Source organism: Microcoleus sp. N3A4, from assembly GCF_036701805.1.
Classification (GTDB): Bacteria; Cyanobacteriota; Cyanobacteriia; order Cyanobacteriales; family Microcoleaceae; genus Microcoleus.
In genome coordinates this window covers 1-12,361 of record NZ_JAUBRJ010000121.1, presented here as the reverse complement: position 1 = coordinate 12,361, position 12,361 = coordinate 1, and the positions used below count along the sequence as shown (strand labels likewise).

The following is a 12,361-nucleotide window of genomic DNA, read 5'->3' as shown; positions in this document are numbered from 1 at the left end:
ACTGTAATTAACTCATAATTTTGCCGGAAATATCATTATACTATGTATTTGTGTAATTAATTCTGTCTGACTACTTAGAAGTAAAAAGTTTTGTGGGATTGTCGGCGCTGTCAGAATTCCATACGGCTGTTGGTCAATTTCTTAACTATCGAGTAGCCTTGGAAAAAATGGAATCAGAACGAGTGCTGTATTTGGCAGTGCCTACAGATATCTATCAAGATTTTTTTACAGACTCGTTTGTTCAAACTGTGTTAGAACGATATCAAATAAAGATGCTGGTTTTTCATGTGAAGGGACAGGAGATAACATTATGGAAAGATTAGATTATCGCCAGTTAGTTCAGAAAGTCATACATCAACACGCGACAGAGCAGTCTGAGCAAGATGTAGAAACCACTGAAATTGTTTTCGATACGGAACGCGACCGCTATTTATTGTTGTATGTGGGATGGCGGGATGAAGAACGAATTCATGGATGTCCCATTCATGTTGATATCAAAGATGGAAAGATTTGGATTCAGCGCGATTTTACGGAAGCAGGAATTGCCAATCAATTTCTAGAATTTGGAGTTCCTAAAACAGATATTGTGTTGGGATTTCGAGCGCCTTATGTACGGCAATTTACTGGATTTGCGATAGCGTAAATCCTTAAATAATCTCCCAAATAACAAAATACCCACAACCCCGACTTCTACAATAATTCGGGGTTCTAATCTGTAAGTTCTGTCAATCTACTTAACGCCCCAAGAAGCAAATATTATATGAAAAATTACCCTACTCGAATGCAATCGGTACAGTCGCCCATAATTCCAGTAGTAGGCGAACTGATCCGCCAAAATCCGGGAACGATATCATTAGGACAAGGCGTAGTTTACTACAATCCGCCACAAGAATCATTTGAAAAAATCCCCGAATTCTTTGCAAATCCCGACAATCACAAATACAAAGCCGTCGAAGGAATTCCACAATTACAGGATGCAATCGCAGCCAAACTAAAAACAGATAACGACATAGAAATTAATAGCAAAAACTGCATTGTCGTTACCGCCGGTAGCAACATGGGATTTACCAACGCGATTCTCGCTATCACTTCGGCGGGAGACGAAGTTATTATCCAATCACCTTATTACTTCAACCACGAAATGGCGGCAATTATGGCAAATTGCCGACCAGTGATAGTAGAAACAGACGCCAAATATCAACTTAATATCGATGCTATAAAAAAAGCAATTACCGACAAAACGCGAGCCATCGTTACCATTTCACCAAATAATCCCACTGGTGTTGTTTATTCGGTCGAAGCACTCCGGGAAGTTAACGAAATTTGTCGCCAGCACAACATCTATCACATCAGCGATGAAGCCTACGAATATTTTACTTATAACGGCGTCAAACACTGTTCGCCCGCCGCTTTTCCCCACAGCAGCGAACATACAATTTCTCTATTTAGCCTCTCCAAAGCCTACGGCTTTGCGAGTTGGCGGATCGGGTATATGGTAATACCAGAACATTTGCTCGTTTCAGTGAGAAAGATTCAAGATACAATCTTAATTTGTCCGCCGGTAATTTCCCAGTATGCAGCCCTGGGAGCCTTGCAAGTTGGTAGAGGTTACTGCGATAATTATGTAAGGGCGATCGCCTCCGTGAGACAAATCGTATTAGACGAACTCAATACCATCCAAAACTTGTGTACAATTTCCCCAGCCTGCGGAGCATTCTACTTTTTCTTGAAAGTTGACACTGAACTCGATACAATGGAATTAGTCGAACAATTAATTCGCGAATATCGCGTAGCAGTGCTTCCCGGTACAACATTCGGCATGGATAACGGCTGCTATTTGCGCGTTGCTTACGGTGCTTTGGAAAAAGCAACCGCCACCGCAGGGATTAGGAGATTAGTTAAAGGTTTGAAGACAATTTTAAACAAGTAAAATAGGAATTTTAAACATGGTTGCCACTAACTTGAAAGGAAATACAAATATTCAAGATACCTCCGCTGCAAAACTGGCAGACTTGCGCGATTTGATGGCGGATTACGACTTAGATTGCTATTTCATCCCTGCGGTTGACGAACACTTAAATTTATCAGTTCCAGCAGCGAAGCAGCGGCGGGCTTGGATGTGCGGTTTTACAGGTTCCGCCGGTGATTTGTTGGTTGGCAAAAATTCCGCTTGGTTGTTTGTGGATTCCCGCTATTACGAACAAGCTGAATTGCAAGTCGATCCTGGAATTATTCAAATATCGAAACTCGGCTTAGAAGGAAATTTAACCTTAATTGAAACTTTAGAAAAATTGGCTGTAGAATCGACCCAAAAATCCGCGAAAATTCGCCTGGGTTTTGATCCGTTTACCGTAGCGACAGAGCAATATCAAAATTGGGTAAAAAAATTCGCGAATGCAGAGATCGATCTCATACCAATCCCGGAGAATTTGACAGACAAAGTGCGATCGCAAAATTCTTGGAAAACAGCAGAGACTTTACCCGCGATTGATGCAGATCCCATATTTAGCTTACCTGTATCCCTGACAGGAGAAACCGCCGCCGAAAAATTAGCCCGAGTCAGGGAAGCGATGCAAAAAGCCAATATCGATGTGCTTCCGATTACCAACCTGAATCAAATAGCGTGGCTGTTCAATCTCCGAGGATCGGATATTCCCCACATTCCCATTTTTATATCCTATGCCATTGTCACCACCGATTCAGCGTTTTTGTTTACAAATCCCGAACGAATTTCACCAGAAATCAAGCAAGAATTGCGGGCGGATGTAACTTTGCTTCCCTACGCAGACTATCCGCATACATTAGAAACTTGCGTAAATTTGCCAAATAAAGTTCGGGTACTTTTAGATCCGAAACACAGCACAGCAGGCACGTACCAGTTAATCTTAAACCAGCAAGAAGCGCAGTTCTACAACATCGAAATAGTTTTTGATACTCATCCGGTAGAAGGGATGAAAGCTCGCAAAAATCCGGTTGAAATCGAGCAGATGAAATCAGCCAATTTCAAAGCAAGTCGAGCAAAAACTTTGACTTTAAAGTGGTTGACTGAACAGCTAGAAAATGGTAAGGTAGTGACCGAGTTTGATGTCAAAGAAAGCATCGAAAGATTTTACCAGCAAGAAACAGATTTTCAGACTTTAACTTTTAGAACGATCGCCGGTGCGGGAGCCAATAGCTCGATCGTACATTACGGAACCCCCAGCCCAGAAATCACCTTAAAACCGGGGGAACTGCTGTTATTGGACTCAGGCGCGCAATATTTAGCAGGTACAACCGACGATACCAGAACAGTAAGTATCGGAGAACCGACGGCGCTACAAATAGAACACTACACCACAGTTTTAATCGCGCACATCAACTGTGCAATGCAGCAATTTCCCAAAGGAACAACGGGAGCGCAGTTAGATGCGATCGCCCGATCGATCTTATGGCAAGAACAGCTAGACTACGGACATGGAACCGGGCACGGAGTCGGCGCATTTTTAGCCGGTCACGAAGGGCCCAACGGTATCAGCAAATCTGTGCAGTATCCCCTGGAAGCCGGAATGGTAACGAGCATCGAACCGGGATATTACGAACCGGGATGGGGCGGAATTCGCATCGAAAATCTCTATGTTGTCAGGGAAATGCCATCAAAAAATGATACGGTTTGGTACGGATTTGAAGCGCTGACGTATATTCCGTTTGAGCGCAAATTGATAAATGCCGATCGACTGTCAAACACTCAACTAGCATGGTTGAATAATTATCACGCTGCTGTAGTCGAGAAATTGGAACCCGTACTTGATGCAGCAACACTTGAATGGTTGAAACAAGCCAGCGCTGCGTTAGGTAAAATTCAATAGGTTTAGTTAAGCCAGATCCCCCTTAAAAAGGGCGGGAAAATAGCTGCATCAAAGTCCCCCTTTTTAAGGGGAATTTAGGGGGATCTCCGAGCAAGAAATAGTCCTCTCCCCAGCGTATTGGATTATAAATTCGCCTTAAGCAAACGTCTTTTCAATCCAGAGCGACTGCTATATTTATTATGCAGTTGTTGAAGCCGTGTTAAAAACTTAATTTGCTGCTTTTGATAATCCGCCAAATCTCGGAGTTTTAAAAGTAACGGCACTACTTCGTCGTAAGATTTAGAAGTTCCTTTTTGAATAAGAGCGTCTATATCTTCCCAAGCAGCCGTTTCTCGCTTAGCCAAAGCTTCTAATTCTCTGATTCGTGCAGCTTTAGCTTCCTGTTCTATTCTGTATTCTTCCTTTTTTTCTTCCTTTTTTGCGCTTGCTAAAAGCTGACTAATTGTTCGTTTTCCGGGATTTTCCTCTTGCCTAACTTCTATTATTTCTGATAATTTCTTACCCAATTCAATAGACAGATTAGATTCTTCCTTGAGTAACCGCAGTAAAAAAGTATCAACTTCAGAACGTTCAAGTTTTTTGATAGCTTCTTTGATGCTACTTTCGGGAATTGAATCTTTAGTAACACTCGCACTAATTGCAGCTTTCAGTAGATGCTCATCCACTTCAAAAATATCGATAAAAGCCTGTAACCATGAAGATAACTTACCGAAATTAGGAGGAACAGGTGGCTCTAGTCCTTCTCGATCATCATTTGCATCATCATTTTCATCATCATCATCTCGCTCATCTTCATCTTCGTCGTCGAGTTCATCAAGATAGGTAATCCCTTTCAGCCAAGCCAAATAAAGTAAACGATAATCTCCCTGCAAAATTTCCTGGCGCAAACCTATCAAAGAGGATAAATTTCCTTCTCCCTCTATCCACCCATCAAAACCTTCTTCCTCATTAATAGAAATCTCTAAAATGACAAAATTATTAATTTCCGAAACCTCAACTATATCTTCAACGCAATATTTCTGCATCAGTTCAATATCAATCAAACCTTTGGGAAAACGAAACATTAGTTGTAATGATCCCCAATTAGCTATGTAAAACATAGCATCGAAATATTTGATTAATAATTGTTTTTCTTGGCCCGGTAAGTCTCCATAGCTATAGACAAAAATAGCTCTACTAGAGCTGATTTGCGCGCGACTAGAGAGTTGGCTGAGTGCTTCTTGTTCGGATTGAGTCAAACGTCGATCGACGCTTTGAAACTCGTAATATTGATATTCGCTCATTTTGGGTTATTGCAAGTACATAGAAGAGATATCAAAGGCTTCTTCAGGCGTACCGTAGAAACTGCCATTTCTGAACATACAAGGCTCGTATTTTTCACTGCTATAGGCGTAAAACCCCAGAGTCCAAGCTTCTTCATCACTAAAGTAACGCAGCCGACACAGGTGAAGGGGGGTATTTCGCCTTCGTTCTAAATATTCTTCACGAGATATGCGAAGCTCTTTGCTCGGAAAATCTAGGGGGACATCAGGTTCTGTATAGGCATCAATGTAACAAAACTGACTGCGAAAGCGGATGCCTAGGCGAGTGTACTTACCAGCGTAGTTAGCAGCAGCATAATCGAGAATACGCTGCTTCACCCGTTCTTGAACTGCCGGAGGGATTTTAACTCCGCCTGAATGTGGATCTTTTACCCAAGAGGACATTTCGCTGCTCCGGTACAGTGCTGACAAATTTAGTTTAGAATAGCTTGCTAACCTGAGTTGCTAACATTTAATCAAACTTGATAATCAGACGCTCAAGTTGGCGATCGCCAGATTCAATATAGCTCTAGATATTTCTATTTTTGGAAAAAAGATTACGTTAACAATCAAAATTGCTGAGGCGGGTGACAAGCGCCGTGAGACGATCGCCCACGAGGCAAAAAAAATAAAGGCTAGAAGTTTTATCTAGCCTTTATTTCCTGAAATAAGCTGGTGACAAGACTCGAACTTGCGACAGGCTGATTACAAATCAGCTACTCTACCAACTGAGTTACACCAGCAACAAAAACTAATATAGCAAACATACAGTCATCAGCGCAACCCCCCCAGCCAAATTTTTTTTCAAATTCGCCCAAAAGCCCTACCCGCAACCTCGGACACGGCAATGCCGTTTCCCTACCTCAAAATAATATTGTAGGAAAACGCCGCTGCCCTGTCCTGATTTCTTAATCGCAGCGCCAAATCTTGATCGTCTGATCCGCACTCCCGCTGGCGAGCAAATTGCCCGAAGGTGCGATCGCCACCGAGTACACCGTACCCGAATGTCCCTTAAGAGCACTCAACAGCTCACCGGTCTGCAAATTCCAAATATTAATCGTATTATCATCGCACCCGCTAGCTAAAGTCAAACCGTCCCGACTGATAGCAACCGAATCGCCCCGACTCACATAATTCTGCAAAATATGCAGCGCCTCATTTATTCCTAAATTCGTTACACCCTTCCCCCTCCCTGAATTAGTATTTAGAATCCGCAACAAACTGCCCGTATGCAAATTCCGCAGCTTAATCGTATAATCATTGCTGACGCTAGCAAGAATTTGACCGTCCGGGGCGATCGCCACAGAATTCACCCCAACATTCAACCCCGAAAGAGTCCGCAGCAACTTGCCGCTTTCCACATCCCAAACCTTGCTCGTCGCATCCGAACTGCCACTCGCCAATATTTTACCGTCCGGGCTAAAAACCACCGCATTCACATTGTCAGAATGACCCCTCAAAGTCCGCAGCAACTCACCACTCCGCAAATTCCAAAGCTTAATCGTATTATCAGCCCCGCCGCAGCTAGCAATTACCATCCTCTTCGGGTTAATTGCCACCGAATTCACCTCCATAGAATGTCCCGGAAAAGTACACAGCAAATCGCCGCTGTGCAAATTCCAAAACTTAATGGTTTCGTCTGAACTGCCGCTGACCAACATTTTTCCGTCATAGCTAATAGCAACCGAATTTACGCGATCGGTATGTCCCGTCAGAGTGCCAATTAATTCGGCTGTTTCTAAATTCCAAATCTTAATAGTTTTATCCCAACTGCCGCTAGCCAAAATTTTGCCGTCAGGACTAATCGCCAGAGAATTCACAAACGATGAATGTCCCGGCAGCGTGTATACGCACCGCCATTTCAGATTTATTAATTTGTGAGCTAATTCCTTCGCCCGCTTAGATGCCGCCTCAGCTTCCTCTCTGTGTTTGAGTTCAACCTCCTCCAAACGCTTGCGTTCAGCCCTAGCTTTCGCCTCTCGCAGCGCCAGCCGCCGCATCTCTCCCTTATAGACTATTCGCTGCTGATCCTGAATTTCTTTAAGAGTTTCAATATAAGGTAGTGCCCAATCTTTAGAAAACCATTCCTGAGCAAATTCCGCCTCTAAATTAAATAGCTGAGGTTCGTGAGTAAAATCGATATTTAAATAATACAAATCAGCTAAAAAAGCGGCCAATAACTTGTGAATTGTCACAATTATTTGCCGAATAATCCGCAGGCTCAGCTTTTCATCTTTCCCCTCCGCCTCCAACTGGTGGTAAACCTCTTCCCAATTCCAAGGCTGCATCGCAACTAGAGAAACTGTCTGATTTATGATTCCCCAAAAACCGACATGAAAATTAACTTCATAATCGCTGATATCGCTGTACAGTATAGCTGTGGGTACGGGAGACAAAACAGTCTGCAACCGCTCCACATCAATATCAGAAATTGCCTTTTTGAAATAGTCTCCGTAAAACTGAACCGGAGACAACTCTCCGTGCTGGGGGTAGTGCTGGTTTAAAAAAGCTCTCAACTTAGCCGGCAGCTCGATATTCAGATTGTGGCGAAACGAATCCGGGCAATCTTGGCTAATTTTTGCGGGAGCAACTAACAACAGCAATCGGTGCTGCTGCTGCTGCAAAATTTGTTCGGTTTCCTGCCTGCTCAAATTAGAAAACCAGTTGTCCCTGTCCCAAATAGTTTGAATTTCGCTTAGCTTAACTCGAATTGCTTCTGATTGAAACTCCCGCATTAACTCGCGCCCAAGCCGGCTAATTGCCCGCTTATCTCTCACTTCTTCTGCTTTAATTCGATTAGCGCGTTCTTGCTTTACCCATTCTTCTTCTGCGCCGGCGATCGCGATTAATTCTTGTTCTCTCGCCTGCTGCCGCTGCAAATATCTCACTTGCGCTTTAATCCAGCGCGGGTCTTTTTTGATTTGCTGGTTCAAAGCTGAAGAACCAGACGGCTCAATTTCTGCATAGCGTTCGTTGACAGCGCTTGCGCCCAATCTTTCTCCCAATTCAGAGGCTACAGGCTTCAACAATTCAATTAGGGTGTCTGAGACGGGGCGGGATAAGGACATACCAGTTAAAACTTTTTCTTACTTAAGGGCGATCGCGCGAGTCAATCAATTTTAGATTTTAGATTTTAGATTTTAGATTGACCCCACGGATAAATGCGGGGGCTTGAGGATTTTCGATTTTCGATTTGGGATTGATTCCACGGATAAATCACGTGGCGGGTACCATCAAGAAATTCTTGGTCAGGCGTACCTCCTGGGGCGGGGATCTTACATTTGGGCGATCGGTCAGCGTATCCGTAAGGCGTATCGTGCAGCCGCGCCAGCTTAGCACCTTAGCTCAATAATAATATTTATTTATGCACTTTACATTTTCCCCCGAATCGGACTCGAAAGCACCGACGGAAAAGACTTCAGGATATTCGATCGACCCTGAGTTCACCCGATTCGTTTTTTTTGTTGCCATTTGACTCGCTCTTGTCTATAATCATACTTCACAACCAGAATTACGGTATTCCGACCTAATAACCGTACTTTCACTAGAGGAATAAATATAATGAGTCCGTGGCAACGCCTAACTCAACACCTTCAGTGGCCGCAACAGCCACCAGTCACCACAAATCAATCATTTACTGCGCTGAAAAGATTTGTGTCGCTATTTTTAGTGGGAATAAGTTTAAGTCTGGCCGTTGCATCCTGCGGCCAGGGAACCAGCAACAACCCCGCAGCCAGTCCCGGCAGCAGCAGTCCAGGCGGTGCTAGCCCAGCAGCCAACAAAGGCGTAGAATTAACCCTCGTTTCCTTCTCCGTCACCAAAGCCGCCCACGAAGCGATAATTCCCAAATTTGTAGAATATTGGCAAAAAGAAAAGGGTCAAACCGTCACCTTAAACCAAAGCTACGGCGGTTCCGGTTCCCAAACTCGGGCCGTAATTGACGGTTTAGAAGCAGATGTCGTACACCTAGCCATCGGCTCCGACACCCAAAGAATCGAGCAAGCCGGACTCATTCAGCCCGGTTGGGAAAAAGAATTTCCCAACGAAGGCATCGTCAGCAAATCCGTAGGAGCAATAGTCACCCGCGAAGGCAATCCCAAAAACATCAAAACCTGGGAAGATTTAAGCAAAGACGGAGTGAAATTGATCACTGCCGATCCCAAAACATCAGGCGTTGCACGCTGGAATTTTCTCGCACTTTGGGGTTCGATTCTCAAAACCGGAGGAGACGAAACCAAAGCATTAGACTTTACTAGCAAAGTCTACAAAAACGTCCCGATTCTGACTAAAGATGCCCGCGAAGCTACTGACGTATTTTTTAAACAAGGGCAAGGCGACGCCTTAATTAACTACGAAAACGAGATTGTTTTGGCTGGTCAGAAAGGCGAAAAACCGACTTATAGTATTCCCGAAGTCAATATTTCGATCGACAATCCGATTGCCATTATCGATAAAAACGTTGATAAACACGGTACTCGCGAAGTTGCCGAAGCATTTGTCAAGTTTCTCTACAGCCCAGAAGCTCAGCGAGAATTTGCCAAAGCAGGCTTTCGCCCAGTAGATGCGACAGTAGCGGCGGAACCAGAATTTGCCCAAAAATATGCCCCCATCAAAACCCTATTTACAGCTCAAGACTTAGGAGGTTGGGGAGAAATAGAGAAGCAATTCTTCGCAAGCGGAGCTGTTTTTGACAAAATTCAAGGTTCACTTAAACAGTAAAAAAACAGAAGGCCCAGAGCCCCGACTTCCCCGAAGTTGTCGGGGCTCTAAAAGATTCACTATTCTTGACAACTCAAAACTATTCACTTATGGCTGTATCATCTCCAACCAGCAACCCTCAGTCTCCGATCGAAAATATCAAAAGGGCGATCGGCAAAATCACATTACCTTGGGGAATCACCCTAGGCTACCTCAGCTTAATGCTATTGCTCCCAGTTGCAGCAATGCTGCTGAAAGCCAGCACAGCAAACCCCGCCGAATTTTGGGCAATTGCCACCAGTCCGATCGCCCTTTCCGCCTACGATGTCACCTTCTTTACGGCATTAATGGCGGCATTAATTAACGGAGTATTCGGCACATTAATTGCCTGGGTATTAGTCCGCTACGACTTTCCCTTAAAACGGATGGTCGATGCAGCAGTCGATTTACCTTTTGCACTGCCCACCTCCGTCGCCGGTTTAACTCTCGCCACAGTTTACAGCGATAACGGCTGGATCGGCGGGCTGTTTGCACCCTTGGGAATCAAGATATCATTTACTCGCTTGGGCGTAGGCATAGCGATGATCTTTATTTCCTTGCCATTTATCGTGCGGACTGTACAGCCAGTTTTAAACGAAATGGAAAAAGACATCGAAGAAGCAGCTTGGTGCTTGGGTGCTTCTCAATTTCAAACCTTCTGGCGAGTAGTTTTACCGCCGCTGTTCCCGTCTATTTTAACCGGAATTGCCCTCGGGTTTTCACGAGCGGTGGGCGAGTACGGTTCTACTGTAATTGTAGCTTCTAACATACCATTCAAAGATTTAATTGCGCCCGTATTAATTTTTCAAAGATTGGAACAGTACGACTATGCAGGAGCAACAGTTATCGGCACTATTCTGTTAGCTATTTCGCTGGCTATGCTGTTCGCAATTAATCTATTACAAGCATGGAGAAGACGCTATGACGGCTAATATCAATTCACCCGCTGATTACAAATTTCCACCCGGTGGTTCGGCGCGGAGTCAGGACAATGCGTGGGTAAAACCAACTTTAATCGGAATTGCGAGCGGCTATCTTGCTCTGGTCTTATTTATCCCCATCCTCAACGTTTTTTACCAAGCTTTCAGAAAGGGATTTGAGCCATTCTTTTCTAACTTAACATCGCCAGATTTTCTGCACGCAGCGCAACTTACCTTGTTGATTTCTCTGATAGTTGTGCCTGTAAATACAGTATTCGGTTTGTGTGCAGCCTGGGTAATTGGCCGCAACAAATTTCGGGGTCGCACGCTATTAATCAGCATTTTAGACGTGCCGTTTGCCATATCTCCCGTAGTTGCAGGTTTAATGATTGTACTGCTTTACGGTCGGGTGGGATGGTTCGGGCCGTGGCTGGAGGCGGCCAATATCAAGGTTATTTTTGCCTTCCCTGGGATGGTGCTAGCTACTGCTTTTGTTACCTTGCCTTTTGTGGCCCGCGAAGTGATTCCTGTTTTGGAAGAAGTGGGAACCGATCAAGAAGAGGCGGCGAAAACTTTGGGAGCAAATGACTGGCAAATTTTCTGGAATGTCACGCTTCCCAGTATTCGCTGGGGATTGCTTTACGGAGTAATTTTGACCAATGCTAGAGCAATGGGAGAATTTGGAGCCGTCTCTGTGGTATCGGGAAATATTGCTAAAAAAACGCAAACTTTGCCTTTGTTTGTAGAGGATGCTTACAAGCAGTACGCGACGCAAGCCGCATTTTCAGCGGCGGTAGTTCTAGGTCTTTTAGGAGTTGTTACTCTCGTACTCAAGGAGATTTTAGAACGAAAAACTAGCATCAAAGAAGTTGAATAATAGTGATTAGTCATCAGTCATCAGTCATTAGTCATCAGTCATCAGTCATTAGGGCTGTAGGGTGCGCGCGGCGCACCTCATCCCTGAAATCAATAAACATTAGGAGGCCCAAATGTTAGCTCACAACACTAGCGAATCTGAATTTGAGGCGATCGGCGATTTTCACAAAACCCAAGAATCAGATATTCCCAAATCTGACCCTGGCGACAGCAGACCAACTCAAACCCGCATTCGCATTCGTATTCCTAAAGAATACCATCAGGAACCAGTCATTTCTCACCTGATTTCTGAATACGGTTTGACGGTTAATTTTAATGCTGCGTTGTTGGGTGTCAAAACTTTAGATGACGGTTGGTTTGATTTGGAACTTAACGGTACAAGTCAACAGATTGAAACTGCTCTGATTTATCTCAATGATTTAGATGTGGAAATCTGGAGCAATTCCAACAATCCAGATGAAGAAACTTGGTAATTAGTCACTCTCGGACGCAGAAACAGGGAATAGGAAAGCAAATTCTGGAAAACGCAGAATTTGCTTTCTTATTCCCTGTTTCTTAAGTCTAACAGTGTCCGGGGATGTTAGTCATGAATCAGCATTCATCAGTCATATAGCAATCCTAAATGATTTGCTTGCATTATACGCGAGCTTTCTGGCTCGCACTGCAAGGATTCTGGTCTCGC

11 protein-coding genes and 1 tRNA gene are annotated in these 12,361 nt (G+C 44.1%); 8 read left to right on the top strand and 4 right to left on the bottom strand.

Annotation, left to right across the window (positions count from 1 at the left end; genetic code table 11):
• Positions 1-59 precede the first annotated feature (59 nt).
• The 4 genes from QUA56_RS35165 (at position 60) to QUA56_RS35150 (ending at position 3,845) form a co-directional block, all read left to right on the top strand.
• Positions 60-323, top strand: coding sequence for an element excision factor XisH family protein (locus QUA56_RS35165; RefSeq protein ID WP_333368254.1), 264 nt, complete (start codon positions 60-62; stop codon positions 321-323).
• Positions 311-643, top strand: coding sequence for a XisI protein (locus tag QUA56_RS35160; RefSeq protein WP_015174218.1), 333 nt, complete (start codon positions 311-313; stop codon positions 641-643). The genes QUA56_RS35165 and QUA56_RS35160 overlap by 13 nt, the downstream gene beginning before the upstream one ends.
• Before the next feature lie 117 nt (positions 644-760).
• Positions 761-1,930: a pyridoxal phosphate-dependent aminotransferase gene (locus tag QUA56_RS35155; protein ID WP_333368251.1), complete on the top strand. Its 1,170-nt coding sequence runs from the start codon at positions 761-763 to the stop codon at positions 1,928-1,930.
• A gap of 16 nt (positions 1,931-1,946) precedes the next feature.
• Complete coding sequence (locus QUA56_RS35150; RefSeq protein WP_333368248.1) at positions 1,947-3,845, top strand: aminopeptidase P family protein; 1,899 nt, start codon at positions 1,947-1,949, stop codon at positions 3,843-3,845.
• A gap of 122 nt (positions 3,846-3,967) precedes the next feature.
• Here QUA56_RS35150 and QUA56_RS35145 read toward each other — a convergent pair whose 3' ends face one another.
• From QUA56_RS35145 to QUA56_RS35130, 4 genes are all read right to left on the bottom strand, one after another.
• The gene (locus QUA56_RS35145) at positions 3,968-5,128 is read right to left on the bottom strand and encodes a hypothetical protein (RefSeq protein WP_333368245.1); all 1,161 of its coding nucleotides are present in this window, start codon (positions 5,126-5,128) and stop codon (positions 3,968-3,970) included.
• A 6-nt stretch (positions 5,129-5,134) separates the two neighbouring features.
• Entirely contained in the window at positions 5,135-5,578 is a 444-nt protein-coding gene (locus QUA56_RS35140) for a hypothetical protein (protein WP_333368242.1), read from the bottom strand.
• A gap of 238 nt (positions 5,579-5,816) precedes the next feature.
• Positions 5,817-5,889, bottom strand: a tRNA-Thr gene (locus QUA56_RS35135).
• 165 nt (positions 5,890-6,054) lie between these two features.
• A complete protein-coding gene (locus QUA56_RS35130) occupies positions 6,055-8,214 on the bottom strand; it encodes a WD40 repeat domain-containing protein (protein ID WP_333368239.1) in 2,160 nt (719 codons plus the stop codon).
• A gap of 493 nt (positions 8,215-8,707) precedes the next feature.
• Here QUA56_RS35130 and QUA56_RS35125 point away from each other — a divergent pair, with 493 nt between their 5' ends.
• The 4 genes from QUA56_RS35125 to QUA56_RS35110 all read left to right on the top strand — a co-directional run bounded on the left by QUA56_RS35125 (position 8,708) and on the right by QUA56_RS35110 (position 12,152).
• Complete coding sequence (locus tag QUA56_RS35125) at positions 8,708-9,865, top strand: sulfate ABC transporter substrate-binding protein (protein ID WP_333368237.1); 1,158 nt, start codon at positions 8,708-8,710, stop codon at positions 9,863-9,865.
• 89 nt (positions 9,866-9,954) lie between these two features.
• Complete coding sequence (gene cysT / locus QUA56_RS35120) at positions 9,955-10,815, top strand: sulfate ABC transporter permease subunit CysT (protein ID WP_333368234.1); 861 nt, start codon at positions 9,955-9,957, stop codon at positions 10,813-10,815.
• Entirely contained in the window at positions 10,805-11,680 is an 876-nt protein-coding gene (gene cysW / locus QUA56_RS35115; protein ID WP_333368232.1) for a sulfate ABC transporter permease subunit CysW, read from the top strand. Before cysT ends, cysW begins: the two co-directional genes overlap by 11 nt.
• A 112-nt stretch (positions 11,681-11,792) precedes the next feature.
• Entirely contained in the window at positions 11,793-12,152 is a 360-nt protein-coding gene (locus tag QUA56_RS35110) for an NIL domain-containing protein (RefSeq protein ID WP_333368229.1), read from the top strand.
• Positions 12,153-12,361 lie beyond the last annotated feature (209 nt).

Bases quoted from the DNA above. Each gene is read 5' to 3' on its own strand.
- cysW (WP_333368232.1), top strand. From the start codon at position 10,805: ATGACGGCTAATATCAATTCACCCGCTGATTACAAATTTCCACCCGGT.
- QUA56_RS35110 (WP_333368229.1), top strand. From the start codon at position 11,793: ATGTTAGCTCACAACACTAGCGAATCTGAATTTGAGGCGATCGGCGAT.
- QUA56_RS35125 (WP_333368237.1), top strand. From the start codon at position 8,708: ATGAGTCCGTGGCAACGCCTAACTCAACACCTTCAGTGGCCGCAACAG.
- cysT (WP_333368234.1), top strand. From the start codon at position 9,955: ATGGCTGTATCATCTCCAACCAGCAACCCTCAGTCTCCGATCGAAAAT.
- QUA56_RS35150 (WP_333368248.1), top strand. From the start codon at position 1,947: ATGGTTGCCACTAACTTGAAAGGAAATACAAATATTCAAGATACCTCC.
- QUA56_RS35130 (WP_333368239.1), bottom strand. From the start codon at position 8,214: ATGTCCTTATCCCGCCCCGTCTCAGACACCCTAATTGAATTGTTGAAG.
- QUA56_RS35160 (WP_015174218.1), top strand. From the start codon at position 311: ATGGAAAGATTAGATTATCGCCAGTTAGTTCAGAAAGTCATACATCAA.
- QUA56_RS35155 (WP_333368251.1), top strand. From the start codon at position 761: ATGAAAAATTACCCTACTCGAATGCAATCGGTACAGTCGCCCATAATT.
- QUA56_RS35145 (WP_333368245.1), bottom strand. From the start codon at position 5,128: ATGAGCGAATATCAATATTACGAGTTTCAAAGCGTCGATCGACGTTTG.